Origin of the sequence: Microcoleus sp. LAD1_D3 (genome assembly GCF_036702135.1) — a bacterium.
Taxonomy (GTDB): Bacteria; Cyanobacteriota; Cyanobacteriia; order Cyanobacteriales; family Microcoleaceae; genus Microcoleus.
The window spans coordinates 82,019-104,476 of sequence record NZ_JAUBSB010000019.1 but is presented as its reverse complement, the minus strand read 5'-3'; the positions used below and the strand labels follow the sequence as shown (position 1 = coordinate 104,476).

Annotated in this window: 20 protein-coding genes and 1 tRNA gene; 6 read left to right on the top strand and 15 right to left on the bottom strand. The window is 46.1% G+C overall.

Annotated features, from left to right (window positions below; genetic code table 11):
* Both QUA74_RS13840 and QUA74_RS13835 read left to right on the top strand, forming a co-directional pair.
* The coding region (locus tag QUA74_RS13840; protein WP_333329597.1) for a hypothetical protein at window positions 1–288 on the top strand (288 nt) is incomplete at its 5' end.
* A gap of 117 nt (window positions 289–405) precedes the next feature.
* A complete protein-coding gene (locus tag QUA74_RS13835) occupies window positions 406–1,341 on the top strand; it encodes a hypothetical protein (protein ID WP_333329595.1) in 936 nt (311 codons plus the stop codon).
* 167 nt (window positions 1,342–1,508) lie between these two features.
* On the opposite strand, the gene QUA74_RS13830 is transcribed toward QUA74_RS13835, so the two are convergent.
* The 14 genes from QUA74_RS13830 to QUA74_RS13765 form a co-directional block, all read right to left on the bottom strand.
* Window positions 1,509–1,579, bottom strand: a tRNA-Gly gene (locus QUA74_RS13830).
* Window positions 1,580–1,730: 151 nt separating this feature from the next.
* Complete coding sequence (gene uvrC / locus QUA74_RS13825; RefSeq protein ID WP_333329592.1) at window positions 1,731–3,749, bottom strand: excinuclease ABC subunit UvrC; 2,019 nt, start codon at window positions 3,747–3,749, stop codon at window positions 1,731–1,733.
* Window positions 3,750–3,865: 116 nt separating this feature from the next.
* Entirely contained in the window at window positions 3,866–4,618 is a 753-nt protein-coding gene (locus QUA74_RS13820) for an amino acid ABC transporter ATP-binding protein (protein ID WP_333329589.1), read from the bottom strand.
* 72 nt (window positions 4,619–4,690) lie between these two features.
* Window positions 4,691–5,890, bottom strand: coding sequence for an amino acid ABC transporter permease (locus tag QUA74_RS13815; RefSeq protein ID WP_333329586.1), 1,200 nt, complete (start codon window positions 5,888–5,890; stop codon window positions 4,691–4,693).
* A gap of 22 nt (window positions 5,891–5,912) precedes the next feature.
* The gene (locus tag QUA74_RS13810) at window positions 5,913–6,512 is read right to left on the bottom strand and encodes a hypothetical protein (protein WP_333329584.1); all 600 of its coding nucleotides are present in this window, start codon (window positions 6,510–6,512) and stop codon (window positions 5,913–5,915) included.
* A 48-nt stretch (window positions 6,513–6,560) separates the two neighbouring features.
* Window positions 6,561–7,775: an ABC transporter permease subunit gene (locus QUA74_RS13805; protein ID WP_333329581.1), complete on the bottom strand. Its 1,215-nt coding sequence runs from the start codon at window positions 7,773–7,775 to the stop codon at window positions 6,561–6,563.
* A 179-nt stretch (window positions 7,776–7,954) separates the two neighbouring features.
* A complete protein-coding gene (locus QUA74_RS13800) occupies window positions 7,955–9,040 on the bottom strand; it encodes an amino acid ABC transporter substrate-binding protein (RefSeq protein ID WP_333329578.1) in 1,086 nt (361 codons plus the stop codon).
* Window positions 9,041–9,359: 319 nt separating this feature from the next.
* Window positions 9,360–9,587 (bottom strand): hypothetical protein, encoded by a 228-nt coding sequence (locus QUA74_RS13795; protein ID WP_333329575.1) that lies wholly within the window; start codon window positions 9,585–9,587, stop codon window positions 9,360–9,362.
* A gap of 317 nt (window positions 9,588–9,904) precedes the next feature.
* Window positions 9,905–15,004 carry a PAS domain S-box protein gene (locus QUA74_RS13790; protein WP_333329572.1) on the bottom strand — a complete coding sequence of 1,700 codons (5,100 nt, stop codon included), beginning with the start codon at window positions 15,002–15,004 and terminating at the stop codon, window positions 9,905–9,907.
* A 204-nt stretch (window positions 15,005–15,208) separates the two neighbouring features.
* Complete coding sequence (locus QUA74_RS13785; protein ID WP_006634220.1) at window positions 15,209–15,610, bottom strand: fasciclin domain-containing protein; 402 nt, start codon at window positions 15,608–15,610, stop codon at window positions 15,209–15,211.
* Window positions 15,611–15,918: 308 nt separating this feature from the next.
* Complete coding sequence (locus QUA74_RS13780; RefSeq protein ID WP_333329569.1) at window positions 15,919–16,353, bottom strand: hypothetical protein; 435 nt, start codon at window positions 16,351–16,353, stop codon at window positions 15,919–15,921.
* A 202-nt stretch (window positions 16,354–16,555) separates the two neighbouring features.
* Window positions 16,556–16,696, bottom strand: a complete 141-nt coding sequence (locus QUA74_RS13775) for a hypothetical protein (RefSeq protein ID WP_333329566.1) — start codon at window positions 16,694–16,696, stop codon at window positions 16,556–16,558.
* 147 nt (window positions 16,697–16,843) lie between these two features.
* Window positions 16,844–17,290, bottom strand: a complete 447-nt coding sequence (locus QUA74_RS13770) for an Hsp20/alpha crystallin family protein (RefSeq protein ID WP_333329563.1) — start codon at window positions 17,288–17,290, stop codon at window positions 16,844–16,846.
* A gap of 252 nt (window positions 17,291–17,542) precedes the next feature.
* The gene (locus QUA74_RS13765; RefSeq protein ID WP_333329560.1) at window positions 17,543–17,830 is read right to left on the bottom strand and encodes a hypothetical protein; all 288 of its coding nucleotides are present in this window, start codon (window positions 17,828–17,830) and stop codon (window positions 17,543–17,545) included.
* Between the two features lie 185 nt (window positions 17,831–18,015).
* On the opposite strand from QUA74_RS13765, the gene QUA74_RS13760 reads away from it, so the two are divergent.
* The 4 genes from QUA74_RS13760 to plsY all read left to right on the top strand — a co-directional run bounded on the left by QUA74_RS13760 (window position 18,016) and on the right by plsY (window position 21,451).
* Entirely contained in the window at window positions 18,016–18,810 is a 795-nt protein-coding gene (locus tag QUA74_RS13760; protein WP_333329557.1) for an MlaE family lipid ABC transporter permease subunit, read from the top strand.
* Window positions 18,811–18,873: 63 nt separating this feature from the next.
* Complete coding sequence (locus QUA74_RS13755; protein ID WP_333329554.1) at window positions 18,874–19,266, top strand: DUF3119 family protein; 393 nt, start codon at window positions 18,874–18,876, stop codon at window positions 19,264–19,266.
* A 59-nt stretch (window positions 19,267–19,325) separates the two neighbouring features.
* Window positions 19,326–20,657 carry a DUF3086 domain-containing protein gene (locus QUA74_RS13750; protein ID WP_333329551.1) on the top strand — a complete coding sequence of 444 codons (1,332 nt, stop codon included), beginning with the start codon at window positions 19,326–19,328 and terminating at the stop codon, window positions 20,655–20,657.
* 113 nt (window positions 20,658–20,770) lie between these two features.
* Window positions 20,771–21,451, top strand: coding sequence for a glycerol-3-phosphate 1-O-acyltransferase PlsY (gene plsY, locus QUA74_RS13745; RefSeq protein ID WP_333329548.1), 681 nt, complete (start codon window positions 20,771–20,773; stop codon window positions 21,449–21,451).
* 97 nt (window positions 21,452–21,548) lie between these two features.
* Here plsY and QUA74_RS13740 read toward each other — a convergent pair whose 3' ends face one another.
* A complete protein-coding gene (locus QUA74_RS13740; protein ID WP_333329545.1) occupies window positions 21,549–22,334 on the bottom strand; it encodes a calcium-binding protein in 786 nt (261 codons plus the stop codon).
* Between the last annotated feature and the right edge of the window lie 124 nt (window positions 22,335–22,458).

The following is a 22,458-nucleotide window of genomic DNA, read 5'->3' as shown; positions in this document are numbered from 1 at the left end:
TGTTCTGAGTGCAATTTATCTCACTTAGCCCCAGTCTCCCATAAAATAGGTACTTTATTTCCGCCATGCTGTACTAGTACGGCAACCTCTGCCAAGAAGCCCAGAACTTTTGAGATAGGCGATCGGGTTGTGGTCAAGGATGTCGGCGGCATCTATCAAGGCGCACGAGGTGAGGTTGTGGACAATATCTACAGCCGTGCTGGCACTAGCTATTTGGTAAGGTTCGATAAGCCCGTCAAAAACCTTCGGCAATCGGAGTTTGAAGCTTCTGACCTGATGAAGCTTTAAGCCTGCGGTTCGAGGGGTTTTGGGAAGATTGAAAATAGGTTTCTGCAACCCTTGACAGTTGCCTAGAAGTTGCTTAAAATAGTTGCGTAAGCAGGTAAGCAACTTCTAGGCAACCTTATGACAATCCCATCGGTAGTCCAGGGCTTGATAGAGACAGAGGACGGCAAGGTATTTGAGCTAGACTCCCCCAAGGGTTCCACATGGTTGGAGTCAATCGGCTCTTTCAGGTTTGAGCCAAGCGGGGACAGCAAACCCTACACAGTCCGCAAGGAATCAGGTATTTATTGGTACGGTTGCAGAAAAGTTGCCGGCAAAGTACGCAAAAAATACATCGGTAAAAGTTCAGAGGTAAGCATTGCAAAGCTTGAGGAGATTGCAGAAGCTTTAGAGACTCCCCCAGTACCACGGGTTGACAAGGTTGCAGAAGTTGCAGAAGAAGTTGTACAAGTTGCAGAAGTTGCAGAAACCTCTACCGATAGGCTAACAGCATTAGAATTGCAGGTAGCTAATTTACAGAAAGCGCTTGAAGCCTTACAGGAGACACTGCCGGGAAAGTTAGAGTCGGGTGATTCTTTCAAGTTGCCCAAGGTTGATAATGAGGTTATAGAACGGTTGCAGAATGAGGTAGGCAACCTACAGGCAGAGAATCGACAATTAAAGCAAGATGTTGATGACTTGATGAAAAGCCACCAAGTGGCTAGAGAAGCCAGCGACAACTTGATTGCGATTCTCAAAGACAACTGCCGACACGCAGAAGAAAAACTAGATGAAGCCCGCGCCAACTATGCCACGCTGCTAGAATCCAGCACCGCAGTCACCAATAAGCTGAGAGGGGAAGTGCAGGAATTGCGATCGCAACTTGAGACAGAGCGCGCCGATCGGGAAGAAGTCGAGATACAACTCTCCGACCTGAGACAAAAATCAGTCACTGCCAGCGAGTTGCCAGAAGCGGCCGACTTGCTCAATCAGTTAAAAGGGCGGCGCAAAAAGTCGAGGGCCGACTTGGCCGATATCAACGCTATTCTGGGGTTTCTAACGGAAGGCAACGGCTGAAAGCTAGTGTAGGTAAGGATTGTATTCAATTTGTATTCAAACGAGGCAAATTGTATTCAATTTGTATTCAATTTCTAGTCAACTAGACCCATCACAAACCGAAAAAATAAGCAATAAAAAACCTCAAACCCTTGATTTATCCTGGGTTTGAGGTTTTTATAGACATAAGCGGGCAGCGGGAATCGAACCCGCATAATTAGCTTGGAAGGCTAAAGTTTTACCACTAAACTATGCCCGCGCACAGAAACTAAACATACCACAAGTCTCTGGGGATTGCAATAGGCCTGTGCAAAATTTTTGAATACCTCCCTCACAGTGGCTAAATAAGGACTTGCGGCCCGATCGCCCGATCGCGCCTACAATCCCGGTCTCCAATGCTGGGTAAGGCTTTACGGATGAAAATAATCGTAAATTTGCTGTGCTAGACGCGGGCCAATCCCAGAAACTTCTGCCAACTGTTCGGGAGTTGCTAAACGGAGGTAGTCGATCGATCGAAAATGTGCTAACAAAAGTTTTTGTCGGTGGTGTCCCAAGCCGGGAATTTCATCAAGGCGCGATCGCTTCATTCTCTCACTTCTTCGATCCCGGTGAAAACTCACAGCAAACCTGTGCGCCTCATCCCGCACCCGGCGCAATAATTGTACGCCCGGTTGCTCAGAATTAGTTGGCAGCGGCAAAGATTCCCCCGGCAAAAATATCTCCTCTCGCTGCTTTGCCAAACTGACAACGCGCAACTCTTCTAGCAAATTCATCTCCCGCAAAACAGCCACAACAGCAGACAATTGACCTTTCCCGCCATCTATCATAATTAAGTCTGGTTTTTCGGAAATAGTATGAGAAACCGATGATAAATTGCTGATTTCTTCCGGTTCTTCTAAATCGCTAAACCCATCTTCCATCTTCCCTCTTCCTTCTTCCTTCAATCCTCGAAATCGGCGCCCGATAACTTCTGCTAAACTAGCAAAATCATCAGAATGACCCGATTTAATTTCAGGATTTTTAATTTTGTAGTGGCGGTAGTGTTGATTGGCCGGCAAACCGTCAATAAATACGACGCGGGAAGCTACGGCGTCAGAACCTTGAATGTGAGAAATATCGTAACCTTCAATGCGGCGAGGAACTTCTGGCAAATCGAGAATTTCTGCTAAATCTTCCATTGCTTGAGAATTGCGATCGCTCAATCTTTGCATTCTCGCCAATTCATACTCAGCGTTGCGTTCCACCATCTCAATCAATTCTGCCTTAGTTTGCCGTTGTGGCGTCAAAATGGTAACTTTTCGCCCCTTACGATTGCTCAACCAATCTGCTAATATTTCCCCTTCTGGCAATTCGTACTGCACTGAAATTTCGCTGGGAATTTCTACAGATTCGACATTTTGATAGTGTTCTTCCAACACCCGCTGCAAAATCGCTCCGGCCTCTACCCCCCCTCGTTCTGCCTCTTGCCCAGGGGAGGAGGAAAGAGAAAGTTGAGATAACTCTTGATCCCCCTTGGCAAGGGGGGGTTGGGAGGGTATTTCCGCCATAAATCCCAATCTTCCGACCAATTGACCGGCACGAATTTGGAACAATTGAACGCAAGCGTGCTGGGTGTCGGCAGCAAGTGCGATCGCATCTCTGGAAACAGTATCATCTGGCAAAGAGACTTTTTGACCCGCACTCAAAGACTGCAAACCCTTAATTTGGTCGCGAATCCGCGCCGCCGTTTCAAAGTTTAAATCTTCCGCTGCTTCTTCCATTTGGGGTTCCAGGATGTCGAGTAATTCCTGAGTTCTTCCCTGGAAAATCATCGCTACTTTTTGGATGATTTTATGATATTCCTCCGGCGAAGTTAACCCTTGACAAACGCCAACGCAGCGCCCGATGTCGTAGTTCAAACAAGGACGGTCTTTAAATAGCGGTTGAGGGCGCTGCCGCAGCGGGAAAATCCGCTTAATTAAATGCAGCGTACTCCTCAGTGCCCCTGTATCAACGTAGGGGCCATAGTAGCGGTCTTTTGCACTACCTGCGCGGCGTTTGCGGGTGATAAAAATGCGCGGGTATTCCTCCGACCAAGTTATGCACAAATAAGGATATTTTTTATCATCTTTCAGGAGGACATTGAAGTAAGGTTGGTGCTGTTTTACGAGGTTTGCTTCTAACGCCAAAGCTTCCGCTTCTGTGTCGGTGGCGATGAATTCAATTTCGCGCACTTGCTGCACCATCATCGCGATGCGGGGACTGAGATTTTGGCTTTCGCGGAAGTAGGAACGGACGCGGTTTCGGAGTTTTTTGGATTTGCCGATGTAAAGGATGCGATCGCTCTCGTCTCGCATTAAATATACACCAGGAACCGCCGGAATTTCTTTGAGGCGACTTTCTAGGCGTTCCGAGTCTTTAACTAACGGCAGAGTTTTTGTGGATGGCATTGCAAGCTATCTCAGCAAAAGAGAGACTGATTGTAGACTCTTTTATTTTAGCTTAATTGTGCCGATTTTTACTGCTGCTACCGTCGCCAAACCTACCGATTAAACTGGAAAATCCGTTACAATATCTGAGATAAAAACTTGCGGGTGCGTTCTTCCTTCGGATTCTGAAAAAACTCTTCTGGCTTCGCTTCTTCCACTAAAACGCCGCCATCCATCAATACAATGCGATCGGCAACTTCGCGCGCAAACCCGACTTCATGAGTCACCACCACCATTGTAATTCCTGTTTGAGCCAAATTTCGCATTACATCTAACACCTCCCGCACCATTTCCGGATCTAATGCTGATGTCGGTTCATCAAACAGCATGATTTTAGGCTGCATTGCTAGAGAACGTGCAATAGCAACCCGCTGCTGCTGTCCCCCTGACAACTGTCCGGGATATTTTTTAGCTTGTTCCAAAATGCCCACTCTTTCTAACAGTTGCATCGCCACTTCTTCGGCTTTTTTCTTTGGCCATCGGCGCACCCATACGGGGGCTAGCATGACGTTGTGCAAGACTGATAAGTGGGGAAACAGGTTGAATTGCTGAAACACCATTCCTACTTCGCGGCGAATTGTCTCGATGTTGCGTAAGTCGTGGGAAAGTTCGATTCCGTCGATCGTAATTTTACCTTGTTGGTATTCTTCTAATGCGTTGAATGTGCGAATAAACGTGGATTTTCCCGAACCAGAGGGTCCCATTACGACAACCACTTCCCCTCGGTTTACGGTCATGCTGACACCTCGCAGCACGTGAAATTGTCCGTACCATTTGTGGACGTTTTCTGCGACAATTACTGTTTCTGGGCTTGTTTGCTGAGTTTGCATAATTTTTTTATTTTTTAACCGCAGATGGAGGCAGATGAACGCAGATGAACGCAGATGAAAGTAGATGAGTTTTTAGCGCTGGCCTACTTCTAAAGTTCGCTCTATTTTGCGGCTGGCTAGGGACATTGAGTAGCAAAATATCCAATAAATGATGCCGACGAATAGGTAAACTTCGGCGTACCTGCCGATATAGGATGGATTTGCTAAAACTGCGCGGGATATTCCGATTAATTCTAACATTCCGAATAGAGACAGCAGGGATGTATCCATAAATAATCCGATGAATTGACCGCCGATCGCCGGAATGACTATTCGCAGTGCTTGAGGCAGTACAATTAGAATTGTAAGCAGGGGTGTATTGAGTCCGATCGACCTAGCTGCTTCTATTTGTCCCCTGGGCACGGCCTGCAAGCCACCGCGCACGTTTTCTGCCAAGTAAGCTGCACTGAATAGAGTCAGTCCAGCAATCGCTCTAATTACTCTATCCAATTTCGGATATTCGGGCGGCAAGAAGAGTTGCAGCATCACTTGACCTAAAAACAAAATGCCAATTAATGGTAAACCGCGAATAATTTCAATGTATAATGTTGATAACAGTCTCACAACGGGCAAAGAACTTTGTCTCCCTAGTGCTAGCAATACTCCCAAAGGAAAGGAAAGCACAATACTAATAACTGCTAAAAACAGCGTCAGCACTAAACCGCCCCAATCATTTGTTGACACTTCGGTCAAACCCAACCCGCCTTTAATTAGCCACAAAATTATTGGGAAGGAAAGAACCCAAATTCCCGACATCCAGTCCATGATTTTTGGGTGAATTTGCCTTCCGATGGCATAGCTGGCGGCGGCTGCGATAATAATTCCTAAGAGGTAGAGGCGAGAGGTTAGGTCGATCGGCGAAATGACCGCACCCACAACCGCAGCACCGAGTATAATTAGTAAAGGCGGATTCCAAAGACGTTCTTGCCGCTGAATGTTTCCCCAAGTTAATCCTCCTAACAAGGCAATTATAGCCGTTACTATCCACAGTCGCCAGTAGGATTCGCGGGGAAATCTGCCGGCGAAAAATAGCGGCAAGTTAGCTTCTAACACGCGCCATTGAGCTTTTGTTGTTGCCCAAACGATAATTACTTTAATAGTTTGGAAGGCGATAATTAGGCAAACTACTGTCAGAATGCTGTTGTACCAGGTACTAAATAAATTTTTGCGCGCCCAATTCCAAGGGGTAGGCGATTCGGTGGCTGGTGGCGGTAGTACGGGAACAGTTTCCATTTTATTTGTTGGTTATTAATTATTAATTATTAATTGCACTGGCTAAAATACCTAAAATTTTATTAACCTCTGTGAGGTAAGACTCGGTCAAATCTATTTCAATTACTTGGTTTTTTAATCTGAAAAATTTCCAGATATTTCCGCTAGTGACAGCGCCATAAATCGCAGGAATATCGTTGCCTTCACGTTCATTAAATATTCTAGCGCCTAGCATTTCCGCTACGCACTCTCCCAATTCACTATTGAGATTTTCCGGTTTTGCTTCTACAAGTATAATGACTGGTGCAACAAGTAACAAAAGTCCTGATGAATTGCCCATTAGAAAATCGCAACTACCGTATAAGCCTCTTTCGGAGTCAACATTAAAGTCAATACCGGAAAATAAGCTAATTCGATTTTGTAATTGTTCTGTAAGTTCAATTAAAATTGGTGCTGTAATCATTTCAGCGCGGGATTTCTGGCTGTTACTTGCCAGACCTAACGGTACACTGCGCTTGAGAGTTTCTGCTAGTAGTTGGCTGCATTCTAAGTTGGGTTCTTTGCCAAACAAATCGGCGACTTCCGAATACTTTAATTCAAATGTTTTGACTGCGCCTTCTAAACTAAAATCACTGTACACCATTTTTCTCTTTCCTTTGGTCGCTGTTGTAAACTTTTCAACATTAACTCTTTACCTTTCCTTGATTTGTACAGTTTTATTGTACCAATTCATGAACAAAGAAACTATCAAACTAATTGTTAGATATGTTACCATAATAATTAACATTGCTTCGATCGCCCGACCGGTCTGATTCAACGTCGGAGAGCCCACGACAAAATAAACGTCGGGATAAGCAACCGCAACCGCTAAACTCGAATTCTTAGCTAAATTCAGATACTGACTGGTTAAAGGCGGCACAATCACCCGCAAAGCTTGTGGCAAAATTACCATCCGCATCATTGTTCCAGACTTCAGCCCTAAAGACTTTCCCGCTTCCCACTGGCCTCTCGATACTGATTGAATTCCGGCCCGGACAATTTCTGCAATGTAACTGCCAGTATACAAGCTGAGTCCTGTCACCAATGCTGCAAATTCTGGAGTGAATTTTAATCCTCCTTCCAGTTGCAATGCTGGTGTCAGGCGGGGGAAATCTAGACGAAAAGGCAGATTTTTGGTAATAATCAAAGCTAAGATTGCACTCAGCCCGATCGCACCTAGAGCCCAAAACAACTGTCTTCCCGGCTTAGCTTCTTCCAGCATCACCCGCGCCCGCCACATCCACAGCCCCGCCGCAGCCAAAACTCCGATAGTTAGCAAAATCAACCAAATCTCAAAACCCGGCAAAGCCACAGGCCAAGGTACAGCAATGCCCCGATTTGTCAAGTAAATCGGCCCGCGTAACTGCTGATTGTCTTCCAGTTTTGGCAGGGAAATGAAAACTGCAAAATACCAGAAAAATAATTGCAGCAATAACGGCGTATTTCGCAGAATTTCTACGTACAAACCAGCCAAAGTTCGCAACAGCCAATTGTCGGAAAGGCGGGCAATTCCTACAGTCAAACCCGCAACGGTTGCGAAAATAATGCCGATACCCATCACCCGCAGCGAGTTGAGTAAACCGACAAAATAAGCTTGTCTGTAACTGTTTTCGGGACTGTAGGGAATCACGCTTTCGCCGATATCAAAAGATGCTTGGGAATTGAGAAAATCAAATCCAAACGCAATCCCCAGTTGCGAGTAATTGGCACTGAGATTGTCCCAAAGAATGGCGATAACAACTATTACTAAAATTAGAGCGATCGCCTGTCCGGCAATTTTCCAGAAGCGATCGTCCCGCAGCAGTTTTGATATATCTTTAAAATTGGGCAATTTCTGCGATTTCCCCGGTTGAGGTTCTGGATTCATAACTTAAATTATATTTGATAAATCTGCTGGCAAATCCAGGCTAGATTGAGCTTTGGTGCGTGACTTGATAGTTACTATATCGGCGATCAAGATTTTTCAAGTCACGCACCATACATAGCTTTGGTGCGTGACTGTTAACTGTTAACAGTTAACAGTCAACAGTCAACAGTTAACTAAAATTAACGGAACGGCGGCGAGTAAAGCAAACCGCCATCTTTCCAGAGTCTGTTTTGACCCCGTTCTAACTTGAGTGTACTTTTGGGGCCGAGGTTGCGATCGTACATTTCCCCGTAATTCCCCACTTTCTTAACAACGCGGACAGCGTAGTCGTTCGGGAGTCCCAAACCTTTACCTAAATCTCCTTCTGTTCCTAGCAAACGTTTGATGTTCGGGTCTGTAGTGCTTGCCACTATTTTGTCTACATTTCCCGAATTAATTCCCAAATCTTCAGCTTCAATCGCCGCGAAAACAATCCATTTCACCGCGTCCGACCATTTAGGATCGCCACTTTTTACCGCTGGGGCTAAGGGTTCTTTTGACATCACGATCGGCAAAACAACATTATTCTCGGAATTTGGCAGAGTTGTGCGCTTAGAAACAAGTTGCGATCGATCCGCAGTAACACCTTGACAGCGACCTTCTTGATAGGTAGCAAAGGTAGCATTCACATCTTCAAACACCACAGGAGTGTATTTAACTCCTAATTTTCGCATTTGGTCAGACAAATTTTGTTCGGTGCTTGTACCTGTCTGCACGCAGATAGATTTGCCCGCAAAATCTTTTAAACTTTTGATACCGCTGTCTTTTTTGACCATGATGCTTTGAGAGTCATAAAAGATCACCGGGGCAAATTCCAGTCCAGTAGTGCTGTCGCGACTCGCGGTGTAGGTGGTATTTCGGCTGAGAATGTCGATTTCTCCCGCCTGCAAAACTGTAAATCTATCTTTAGCGTTGAGCTTTCGGTACTCGACTTTTTCGGGATCGTCTAATATTGCCGCCGCTACCGCCCTGCACACATCCACATCTAGTCCCGAATATTTGCCCTTTTCGTCTACAAAGCTAAAACCCGGCAGTTCGCCGCTGACGCCACAAATCAGTTTGCCGCGGCTGACAATTGTATCTATCCGGCTGGAACCTTGTTGCGAGTTGCCGCCGGCAGTAGTTGTTGCTGTTGTTTGTCCGGTTTGTGCCGATCGATCCCTACAAGACGCCAACGGTGACACAAGTAACACACTTGCTAGTAGCAGAAATCCCCATTTACGCATAGATTTTAATAGAACGCTTTCCTGACAATCCTACCTTGTAGCTGTCAGAACTGTGGCGATCGGCGATCTACACAGCTTCCGGTTTCAAATTAGCCGTTCTGCATCCGGTGCTGCACAGCGACAACTGCACCGACTACCCGCCTGTTTTTTTTTTGAGCAAGCTGGGAGCCCAAAGTTAGAAACCCGGTTTCTGGCTGGAGGTCTGGTCGTCAAACCTCAGATTTATCCCTGAAACCCGGTTTCTTTTCTGCTATTTCTGCCCAGCGCGATCGATCTTCGCCCTTCCCTGGAATATTTATCCGATTTTGATTGAATCCGCTCACAGTAGCTCTGGTGCTAGCCGCTGCTCAGCTAAATCGCGGATTAGGGACAGCCGAGACTGGATGTATTCGTCCAACAAATCTGCTTCTTTGCAATTAAGCGCAGAGTTGGTCTTTAACTGTTTCAGCAGCCACTGTACCAGGGTGGCATCGTCTAAATTGACTAACAGAGTAGCTTGGGTGGTCTCAATTAATGACCAGAGTTGGCGTAACATGACTGGAGTCATAAAACCTCGTTGAGCGTAAATACGCACTTAATGGGCGGGCATAGCGAAAAGCGGGTCTTGGTGTCTCAAGCCTATCGACGAAAAGCACCCTCATAACCATCGGCTTAATGATTATTTTATATTTGACCACCATAACTTAAGACAGTAGTGCCATAAGCTACAACACACAAGATGTTATAAGAGTTCCGAATATTGTCACATTGAGACCAAAATATTGATAAAACATTAAAAATCTTTACAAACTCTAGCTCGTGGGGGCTGCCAGGAGCTGTCTGCGATCGGGCTCCTGGGGCCCGGTTCCAAAGAAAATTGATTGATTACTCAGTAGCCACCAACTTTTGAACCCCCGCGAGAATGATTTCTAATTCAGCGATGATTTTTGTAGCCCCCTCCCAATCATTAGATTCGGCCAGACTTTGAAGCTGATCTGCCATATCGGGCATTAACCGCACCGCCGCCGTAGCGCTGACACCTTTAATTTGATGAGCGTGGCGCGCCAGTGTCTCCATATCTCCCGAGGCGATCGCCCCCTTAGCAGCTTCTAAATAACTAGCAGTATCCACCACAAAAGCTTGCAGTATTTCCCGCTCAAACTCTAAATCAGCCCCCGAAATTTCGTGCAAACGTGCCATATCGACTACCGATTCGATATCGGGATCAGAGTTTGGAAGTTCCTCCCCATTAAACTTGGGAGTTCCAATTTTTAGCTTGGCAGACCAATTTTCTAGTACCGATTTTAACTTTTCGATCGAAATAGGTTTGCTAATATAATCGTCCATGCCCGCCGCCAGACACTTTTCCCGATCGCCCTTCAAAGCATTCGCCGTCATCGCAATCACCACCGTCTTTTGATGTGGCTCCATCTTGCCCGCACCATCTGCCGCTTCCCGGCGGCGCAATTCCCGCGTTGCTTCATAACCGTCCAAAACCGGCATCTGACAGTCCATCAACACAATGTCATACTTTTTCAAAGCAACCATAGATAGCGCCTCTGCACCGTTATTGGCGACATCCGCAGTGCATCCCAAAACTCTGAGTTGATTGAGACCAACTTTTTGATTGATTGGAGTATCTTCAACTAACAAAATCTTTAAACTTGCTAATTCCCGGTTGTCAATAGCTGAGGCTCGATTCGACGTTGAACTTGCCAGTGGCTCATCCATCAGCGTCATCGGGGCGATCGCATTCGCCAAGCAATCAAATAGTCTGTGAGCTTTAACAGGTTTAGTTAAATACCCGCTAAAACCGCTATCTACCAAGCGTTTCGCCTCTGCAAGCTGAGTCATTGAAGTCAGCACTACCCACTTTGTCTGCTGCATTGCCGGCTCAGAAATCCTCAAGCGTTCGAGACTTCCCGCCACCATTTCCGGCAACTGAATATCAACCAAAACGATATCGTAAGGGGAATTAAGGCTGACAGCTTTGTACAGAGATGCGATCGTCATCCAACCGTTCTCAACCTCCTCAACCTCCATTCCCCACAAAACAGCCATTCTCACTAGCACTTTTCGCACTGTCGGCTTGTCGCTGGCAACTAACATTTTTCGCCCCGCCAGCACCGTTTCCAAATTCACTTCGCACGCTGTGCCGACTGTTAAATTTTCCTTAACTGTCGGCACAGTAAACCAAAAAGTCGAGCCTTGCCCAGGGGTACTTTCCACACCGATTTGCCCACCCATCAACTCCACCAATTCCTTAGAAATAGCCAACCCCAAACCTGTGCCACCATATTTTCTGGTCGTAGAGGCATCAACTTGAGTAAAAGATTGAAACAGCTTTTTTTGGTCTTGGGGAGCAATCCCAATTCCTGTATCTGTCACTTTAAATAGCAGGAGCATCGAGTCATTGTTTTCTATTTTTAACGGTTCGATATTCTCTAAAATTTTCTGATTATCACTGGCTGCCAATAACCCAGGATTACTAGCATCTGCCACTTCAATTACCACTTCTCCTGCTTCTGTAAACTTAATAGCATTGTTAATCAAATTAGTGAGTATTTGCCGCAACCGCGCTGCATCACCTTTAATTTGCAGCGGCACCTCGCTGTCAATCAGTGCCACCACTTCTATACCTTTTTCTTGTGCGGGAGTTGCCAACAAATCCAGCACTTCATTCATACAGATACTGAGGTTAAATTCTAGTATCTCTAAGCGCATTTCTCCTGCTTCCAGTTTGGAGAGATCCAGAATATCGTTAATGATGGAGAGTAAGTTTTGACCGCTGAGTTTCAGCGTCTGCACAAAGTCAATCTGTTCGGGAGTAAGATTCGTTTTCAGCAGCAAATCAGTCATCCCCATCACTCCATTCATGGGAGTACGGATTTCGTGACTCATATTTGCTAAAAATAGCGACTTCATGCGAGACGCTTCTAGGGCGGCTTCTCGGGCTTGCTGCGCTTGTTCAAAAAGAGTAGATTGCTGAATGGCGATCGCCAACTGCACGCTCAACCTTCCCAGCAAATCCATCTCAGAATCAGTCCAAACACGCGGAGCGCTGCACTGATGGGCAATCAGCAATCCCCACAACCGATTTTGAGTCGTTTCCCAACTCCTTCCCGGCGGGTTCATTTGAGTTTCTGGCGGATATTCTGCTGCCAACCCCTGACTTTCATCGCCTATAAAAATTGGTACAACTAAATTAGCCCTTACCTGCAAACTAGCAAGTAAATCTCGGTGTTCCTCGCTCAATTTGGCCGTATAAATATCTGCCATTGCTTGAATTGTTCCTGCACTGTACAGCCATACAAAACTTTCGCCAAAGGATGTTCTTTGAACTTTTCTGCCCAGCAGGGGCATCCAATCATCCCCTACAGATTCCACAACCACAATCGCTGTTTCCTCGGCATCAAAACGATAAATTACCGTGCGGTCAGTGGCCAGCAACTGCCGCACTTCTTGTACAGCAGTGCTCAGAGTTTGAGTGAGGTTGAGAGACTGGCGGACTCGCTGGGCGATCGCCGAAACCAGCCGTTCTTGTTCTGCTTGTTCCCGCAGCATTCTCTCAGCTTGCTTGCGTTCGGTGACATCGCGAATTACCGCAGCAAAGCACAGCGGTTCGGTGGTTTGAGGGTGCTTGACCAGAAAAGCATTCATCACAACATCAATGGGTTGTCCGTTGCCCAAGTGCTGCATTTGACCTTCGCCTTGCCACTGGCCATGACTGATAATTGTTGGTAAAATCTCTTGACTGAATTTCTGTTGAAAATAGGGCCCAATATAATCCCATATCTCCGTATAAAGAACTGCCGAAAGATTCTCTACACCCACCAGTTTTCGTCCGGCTTCGTTAACAAACAGCGTTTTGCCTTTCAGGGTAGCCATACCGATAAAATCGCTGCTGTTTTCAATCAGCGACACAAATTTTTGCCGTTCTTCTTCTCCTTTTTTGCGTTCGGTAATGTCGCGCTTGACGCAGACGTGACAAATTACATCGTCGGCGTTGTTAATCACAGAGTATGCCGCAACGTCGATCGCCAGCGTCTGGCCTTTTTTAGTAAAGTTAGTAATTTCGCCCCGAAAACTTCCTGTTTTTGCTAAACTTTGGGCAATTTCCAAAAAGCGATCCCCCGCCACCAGCGGCGAAGCTTCTGCTTCTAATTCCGCGTCTGTGTATTCTAGAAGCGTTTGGTGAGCGAGATTTTGTTCGAGGAAAAACCCGTCAGCATCGATAATGACGATCGCATCGTTGGAATTTAAAAATATTTCTCGGTAAAGTTTTAGTTTTTCCTCAGCTCGCTTGCGTTCGGTGATGTCTCTTTTGACACTTACGTAACAAACTACATCCCCAGCATCATTGAGAACCGCAAAAGCCGAAAGCTCTACCTCAACTGTTCCTTCTGGCAAAGCGTTCATAAAGGTCATTTCGCCTCGGTAACTCCCAGTTTCTGCCAAGCTTTGCATTACCGAGGCAAATACCTGTTCTCCCATGTGAGTTGCCGGGGTTTTTCCCCACAATTTAGACGAACTGTAGCCCAGCAAAGCCGTGTGAGCTTGATTGGTTTCTAAGTAATAGCCTTGGGGGTCTAAGATCGCGATCGCATCGTTGGATTTCAAAAAGATTTGTTGATAAAGTTGCAGCTTCAGTTCAGCTTGTTTCCGGGCGCTAATATCCGTGAATAAGCCGTAGTAAACTATCTCCCCCGATGCTTGGAATTCTGGCTGGGAAGCTCCTTGCACCCATTTAAGTTTTCCTGACGGAGTGACAATTCTTCCTTCCCACCGCCAAGGCTGCAAATTTTCAGCAGAAAGCGTCACCGAGTTGAGAAAATCATCTCGATCTTCGGGATGAATCATGTCAACAATTACATTAAAATCCTGCTGAGCAGCCTCTGGTTCTATTTCATACAATTCTCGGCAGCCCGCGCTCACAAACGAGAAGGCCATCGAGCCGTCAGGATTCAAGTCAATTTGATATACCGTACCCGGTACGCTAGCAGTAATTTTTTGCAGTTTGGCTTGGCTTTGATTCCTGGCTTCATCTGTGGCCTGCAATTGACCAATCTCTCTAGAAAAACCCAAAACCCCAAATATATTACCATCTGCATCGCATAGAGGCAGTTTTTGCGTATCAAAGACGTACTGTTTGCCACCTTCAAAGGCGATCGCCTGGTAGGGATTGCGAACCCTATCCCCAGCCAGTACAGCTCGATCTTCCTCGCGGATGCTCCTCATTTGGCCGTTGCGATCGCCAAATACTAATTCGGCTGAAAACCCTAATTCAATATCATCTTTGCCGATAATTTCCTCAACATTTTTCCCCACATATTCAGCAAAACTTTGATTGACAAAAATGTATCTAAAATTTCTATCTTTCGCAAACACTCTGTCCGGGGCCTCGTGCATTACAGCCCGCAACAATAGTTCTTGACTTGCCGAATCCAAAGCAAAATTATTTTTAAGTTTATCCTTGACAATGGTAGTTTTAGCTGCTATACCATTTAACTGTTTTGCACAAATTTGAGCTACTGTGTGGAGCAAACAAAGGTGTTCCAAATTAAAAGCAGTTGGCTGCTCTGCACCAATGAAAAATACTCCCAACAATTCTTCACTTTCATCCGGGTTGGCTGGTGCCATCAAGACCGACTGAAACTCAGCAATTGGTGGCGGAGTGATGTTGTGCGCCCAGTCCCGATTGCCAGCAAGCCATTCAGCGCGAGCAGCTTGCAAGCGCCCTTCAATTTCGGAGCGGGTGCTAGCACTTAACGGCTGTAAGTGTTCCAGGTATAGTCGATCGTCCGGTAGCGTCAAAATTGCGATCGCCTGTGTGGGAATCAGGCGATGGAGATGTGCCAGACACGCAGACCAAATTTCCTCAACACTGAGAGCGGCTTGAACTTTTGCAGTAAGTTCGTTGAGAACTTGCAGTTCCAAGGTACGCTGGCGGACTTGTGCTTTGAGGCTGGCGGCTAGGATTTGCATAGTGCTCACCAAACTGGTTTGCTTATATTATAATTATTGATTTTTAAACTTTTTCAAACAATCATCTTAAAATACATCCGCCGAAAAGACAACTTTTTTATATTGAAATTACCTTCAACCGATAAAAAAACAAGGGCGCGATCGGGAGCAAAGCGGCACCGCAAAGCACCATGTTCGCTCCCGCAGCGAGATTGGACGGCGAAATTATCCCATTAAAATCACGTTATCGATCACATGGATCACGCCGTTATCAGCTTCGATATCCGCAGCGACAACTGTAGCATTTTTCACCTCAAAACCGTCAGAACAATCAATTTTAATCGGCGAACCTTCCAAGGAAGTAACAAAACCTAGTTTTGCCAAATCAGCTTTCATAAACTTGCCGGAGACGACATGAAACATCAAAATCCTAGTCAGTTGGGGGACGTTCTGCACTAGGGTTGTGATAGTTCCCGGCGGCAATTTCGCAAAAGCATCGTCAGTGGGAGCAAAGACAGTAAAAGGGCCCGGACTTTTGAGCGCGTCTACTAAATTAGCTACTTGTACGGCTGTTACGAGGGTTTGGAACGAACCCGCACCTACGGCAATATCAACAATATCAGGCATTGTGTTTTACCTCATCTGGAAAAAAGTTCTATTAAGTATCGTAAACTGAGGCGGGCAACAATACCTACTATCTTTTTTGAAAAATTGGTAATTCTTTTGTAGTGAGGACTTCAATCCTTCCTTAGATTGTTGATGAAGACTTGAGTCCTCACTACAAACCTAATAATATAGGACTTACCCATGGGTGCTCCGAAACCGGGTTTTTTACGAAAATACTTCGTTAAAACCCGCAGATTAGGTAAAAAACCAGTTTCGAGGTGTCGGAGTGGGTAAGTCCTGTAATAGTTATTTTACCCGATATAATATTACTAACGCCTTGGCAATTTAACCGCGCCGGGGTTTACAATTGGTACAATACTGCGGTCGATTGTTGTGATACCCCAATTCTCTGTTTCTAAATCTTCTACTTCAGCATTTAGGTTTTCTCCCTTGTGAATGCTAAAACTGCCGTATAAAATTGAAATTTCAAAAATGTCAGTATGAATTAAAGCTGCTTTCCGGTGCGCGTCTTCACCCAAATGAAAACCAATCAAATCAGCTTCAGGATCTTTGACATCTTCAGGATGGAACACCTCCCAACTGATGTCTCGGCAGTCATGAAATACTATGTTATAAGGCAATCGATCGCCTGTCGGATCGTAAATACATTCAAATAACATTTCATTTCCCCACAAAGACACATTAACATTTGTGATGAGGGATGTAAGTCCACCTAAATTAAGCAAGTTGTAGTCATCGGGCATATTAATTACTCACTTTTTCTCCAGTATTGTGCGTCCCAGGAATCTTATTGCCAAATTCATCGCGTGTTTTGACCAAGCTGCCATCTTTGTCAAGACGCAAACCTTTGTTTATTTTTCTGCCATCTGAACCGTATCTGGGAGCTGGGGTGCGTACAACTTCACCATCAGGACGGATATTGACTCGCGAACGATCGGCAAATTCCTATTCAATATAACCCCCTTCAGTAGTTCGGATTTCTGCACCCAGCCCGCGCAAAAAGTCATTAACTTCTTGACGAGTCATTCCGGTTAAGTCTCCAAATTCCGATGCAATTCCATTGCCTCCAACTCCCTGACTCGGCACGCAAGTCTCCTCACAAACCGTTGCCTTTTCTAGTTTAGCACAGTTGGAGAAGGGGAGGAAGCAGAAATTCCCAATGACCAATAATCAATTAAAAAAAATAGGGCGCAGTGTGACCCCTATTAATCAACTAACTAAACTGGCAAACAATTATTGACCGCCGATTTGCACTTTAACCACGCGGTTCTTTTCTACTTCCGCTTTAGGCAAATTCAGGTGCAAAACTCCATTTTTGTACTCAGCTTCTACGCTGTCATTTTGAACCCGTGCGGGTAGGGGAATCACCCGGCGGAAGGAACCGTAGCGGAACTCAGAGCGAGTCATCCCTTTATCTTCACTCTTAGTTTCCTGACGGCGTTCGCCACTGATAGCAACAGCTTCTGCGGTTACTTGTACGTCCAAATCCTTAGCTTCCATGCCCGGAACTTCTAATTTAAGGTGGATGGCTTCGGGAGTTTCATCGAGTTCGGCGGCGGGTACAAAAGCAACACCGTTAGATGTGCGATCGGTTGCCGGTGTCAAGCTATCAAACAACCGATTCATTTCTCGTTGCAAGGAGTCCATTTCCCGCAAAGGTTCCCAACGAATAAGTGCCATAACTAATACCTCGACTATCTGAAGTTTTTATGGTTGAGAAACACTTGACTCAACTTGTATTTAATATATTCCAGCTCCAGAAACAGGGGGATTCGGTTTTCCGCAAAAAGGCCGATCGCATTTCCGAACATTCGCGATCGATACTGCTAAATCATTGCAGGTACGGGTATCCGATCCAACCCGAACCCAGCAATTTTAGATTTTAGATTCGAGCGAGGAATTCCCATCTAAAATCTAAAATCCAAGGTTCGATTAACTCCACCGCGAATGCTGATAAGAAGCGTAGGTATCAAATAAAGCACCCACCAAACCAAAAGTTAGACCGATTACGAAAAAACCCTGGAGGGGACAGCCGCTGCCGAAAGTAGCTAAGAACTGCAAAATCAGGTCTTCTCCAGAACGACCAACTCCTTGGAGAGCAGGCACCAAGCCGATCAGCGAAAAGCTAGTCAATCCCGCGCCGATTAACAATATGGGGGCGACAAAGCTCAACAGGCTGGTCAGCAGTACAGAGCGAAGAAAATTGGGGAAAATGCTCATAAGAGTCAGTAAATTCAGCTAAACTGCCGAAAGGTGCAAGTAAACAAAACTTGTCCTTTTCTACGATAGGCAGCGATCGCCCTAAGTGCCCGGTTCTGTCAGAAATCTTAAATGTTATAGAAAAAACTTGTTTAAGATTTGTAGATAAATTTCATTTTTTGCAGTTGTTCTAGAGTCGAAATCCCTTGACCCCTACTACATCTTCGAGCCTCAGTTTGTGGAGTCAGCGGTTGCTGGCAGCAATTTTATTGGGCGGCCAAGTCATGCTGCACTTGCTGAAGGGCAAAATTCACCGCCGCAACACCATCGACCAAATGGCAGCAGTCGGCCCGGAATCTCTGCTGATTGCTTTGCTGACTGCGGGTTTTGTCGGCATGGTATTTACTATTCAGGTAGCGAGGGAGTTTATTAACCTCGGTGCCGGCAATGTCGTCGGTGGCGTTTTGGCTTTGTCTTTGACTCGCGAGCTCGGCCCCGTCTTAACAGCCGTCATCGTGACGGGACGGGTAGGTTCGGCTTTTGCAGCGGAAATCGGCACGATGCAGGTAACAGAGCAGATAGATGCCCTGCTGATGCTCAGAACAGACCCGATCGACTATTTAGTCATTCCCCGCGTCATTGCTTGCTGCTTGATGCTGCCAATTTTAACCATCATGTGTCTCGTCACCGGCATCCTCGGCGGACTGCTGATTGCTACGACGATGTACGGCATCTCTCAAAGCGTGTTTTTAGAATCAGTCCGCAATTTCCTGAGTCTGTGGGATATTTGCAGCGCGGCAATTAAGGCTTTTGTGTTCGGTGGTTTGATTGCTGTAATCGGTACTAGCTGGGGTTTGACCACCACAGGCGGGGCAAAAGGCGTCGGCCAATCGACTACCACAGCGGTGGTGACGGCTTTGCTGGCTATTTTTATTGTGAACTTTTTGATGACTTGGCTGATGTTTCAGGGGACGGGCTCTAGCGTACTCAAAGGCTTGTAAGCTAAGAAACGGATAAAATATGAATAATTGGCAACATTAGTTTACTACCCTTGATTTAAAACCGTGAGTACAACTGCCTCTTCGACTGCGCCGACAAGTACGATCGAACTCGCTCCGAGTTATGCGATTCCCCTAGTTTTGGTACTGGCCGCCGTACCGCTGCTGTTCGTGCAGAAGTGGGTGAGTTTGCCACTTTCTGTGTTCGGCTTGTTTCTGATGTACCAAGCCGCCACCCTCCGGCTACAATTCACCCCAACAGATTTGGACATTTATCGATCGTCCAACTTAATCCGCCGCTTTCCTTTCCGAGAATGGCAAAATTGGCGGATATTTTGGCCCGCTGTGCCGATTTTGTTCTATTTCAAAGAAATTAACAGCATTCACTTTCTGCCGGTTCTGTTCGATCGTAAAATGCTACAGACCTGCTTAGAACAGCGCTGTCCCCATCAAGACTAAAAAAGTTGTTAATTTTAAATTTTTAACTTTTCTGTGCCCCACGCCGAACAAAATTTCCCATGAATTCAGACGAATCTCCAACCCAAGAACCGCAACCACAACCAGCCGCCCCAAGCGGTGCCGGCGAAGTCGATTTACCCGTGAATGAGACGGAGTACCAACTTCTATCTCAAACAGAGGATTTGTGGCTCGACGAAAATGAACTGCCAGCCCAACTCCCGCCAGAAACAGACCCGCCGCTGGGCGAGGAAGATGCCGAAATCGCCCAATTCGTGGACGAAGCAGGCGCAATCGCCCAAATTCCGCCCAACACCGACGATGGCGAATCAGAAAGTCTGATCGCTCAAATTGAGCTTCCAATAGACTCTGTGCCAACAGCAACCGCAGAAACGGTAACGCGCATCCCAGAAAATGTTACCGAACAGTTGGCAGAGAGAGTCAAAGAATTGCAGCAGCAAGAACAAGCTTTGACTGAAAAAATTGCCGCCTTGGAAGCCGACAAAGCCAATGCTATAGAAGCGTTGGGCCAGGCTCAAGCATCGATCGGGCGTTTGGTACAAGACGGCTTGATTCAACTAGATCAGCGCAAACAAGCGCTACAAATCGAAGTAGAAAAACTCGAACGCCGGCGCGATCGAATTCAAAAGGAAATGCGAACCACTTTTGCCGGCGTTTCCCAAGATTTGGCAATTCGAGTCCAGGGTTTCAAAGACTATCTAGTCGGCAGTTTGCAGGATTTGGCCGCCACCGCCGAACTCTTAGATTTGACGCCACCAGTGCAAGAGACACCCAAGCAAATTCCTGCGGAGGAGTCTCAATCCTCAGCACCGGTAAATCCCAAATTTGCCGAACAGGGATTTCAAGAACAAGCCAAACAAATTCGCCGCACCCTGGATCAATATCGCACTCTCCCAGACTACTACGGCCCGCCTTGGCAACTCCGTCGCACTTTTGAACCCATCCACGCGGAACGAGTTTCTAACTGGTTTTTCACTCAAGGAGGAAGGGGTGCTTTGCGGACTATGGGTTCGCGCTTGCAAAATATCTTGATTACTTCCACAATTATTTCTGTACTCAGAAGCGTCTACGGCGGACGGGTGCGGACTTTGGTGCTCGCCAACAGTCCTGAACGTCTGGGAGAGTGGCGCCGGGGTTTGCAGGACTGTTTGGGCATTACTCGCAGCGATTTTGGCCCGGAAAGGGGGATTATTATGTTTGAGTCTGCGGAGGCTTTGGCTCAAAAAGCCGATCGACTGGTGAAAGATGGCAAATTGCCACTAATTGTCATTGATGAAACTGAGGATTTAATTAGTTTGTCAATCCTGCAATTTCCGTTATGGCTGGCCTTTGCTGCCGATCCGCAAAGTTTGATGGCTGCTAAGGATTTTTGATTGGGTAATTGGTAATTGGTAATTGGTAATTGCTAATTAGTAATTGCTAATTGCTAATTATGCTAGGGGAAAGGTTGCAAATTTTAAAAGTACACGAAATCTCAAATTAAAAAATGGCTAGCTGGATAATTTTAAATGGCGCAGTGTTAATAGCAGCTTATCTGCTGGGATCGATTCCTACTGGGTACGCCTTGGGGAAATGGATGCTGGGAATTGATATTCGAGAGGTTGGTTCGGGTTCGACTGGTGCGACTAACGTACTGAGGACTTTGGGGAAATGGCCGGGGTTGGGGGTTTTGTTGGTTGATGTGTTGAAGGGGGTAAGTGCGATCGTCCTAATCCGCTACATTTACTCTCTCACTTTTACCCAGCAGCTAGCAACCGCCGCCGGTTTAGAAAATACTGCAACTGTCATTCCTTGGATGGCAACTTTGGCGGGTTTCTCTGCTGTTTTGGGTCACAGCAAATCAATCTGGCTGGGGTTTACTGGCGGCAAATCTGTGGCGACGAGTTTGGGAGTTTTGCTCGGTTTGTACTGGCCAGTTGGTTTGGGAACTTTCGGAATTTTCGGGATAGTATTTGCGGTATCGCGAATTGTCTCTTTGAGTTCGATTATCGGGGCGATTAGCGTGGCTGGATTGATGTTTGCTTTAAATCAGCCGCTAGCTTATGTATTGTTTGGCATTGCGGGCGGTGTGTTTGTAATTGTGCGGCACCGGAGCAACATTCAGCGGCTGTTGAATGGTACGGAACCGAGAATTGGGGAGAAATTGGAAACAGCAGCTAGCGATTGATCGGTAGTATTTTTGTACCGCTGGTTGCAGATTACCATTTCTCTGTTTAATCTTCGATTTAAGCTTTTGCAGGATGCGTTGCAGGGCATCCTACAGCTTAGAATCCCTGAACCGAGATAATACTCCCTTGAATCTCAGCCACTCTTACATTTGCCACAAACCCTACTATGTCACCGGAATTCCTAACTTTAATTAGAGTGCCTTGACTCTGTATCGGTTGAAGATCGAATGCACCGGGCGGGACAAATGGTTTGATACTTTCGGGTGCATCAAACCCATATAAGAGTGTCACGTTTGTCACGTATTGCAAGTCTACATCGCTAGCCGTCAAACCGCCTGCCAATCCAATTCGATCGGCACCAACTCTGAAACCTCCAATAGCATCGGCATTATTGACATCTGTAACTCCGGGTTCTGCTTGGAGGACGTACAAGTTGCTGCCCCCGATTTTGATTGAATTATTTTCATTCAAGGCAAGTAAAATGTCGCGACCCAAACCTCCTACCAGAGTGTCATTGCCGTTACCGCTAGCTAAGAAATCATTGCCTCTACCGCCCAAGAGAATATCGTTTCCCGCACCACCCGTAAGCAAATCTGCATCTTGACCGCCGCTGAGAGAGTCATTTCCCTCATCTCCAGACAGAAAGTCTTTACTTTTTCCTCCGAATAAAGAATCGTTGCCCAACTCGCCGCTGATAAGATCTTCCCCTTCATTGCCAAATATCAAATCATTAGCTGTTGAGCCGGTGACTAGATCGTCACCTCCGAGCATCCAACTTCCCAAAGGAAAATTAGTTGCATCTGCGATCGACAAAGTAACGACTTCGGATGTATTGTCGCCAATTAATCGCCGCTGTTCAGACGGATCGGGTTTTAAAGCCATAAAAAATCTCCGCGTAAAATCTCAGATGCCAAGATTATTAAATAAGCCACTCTCAAAATCAATTCATATATTCATAACTTTGAGTTCATAAAAGTCATAACTTTGAGTTCATAAAAGTCATATT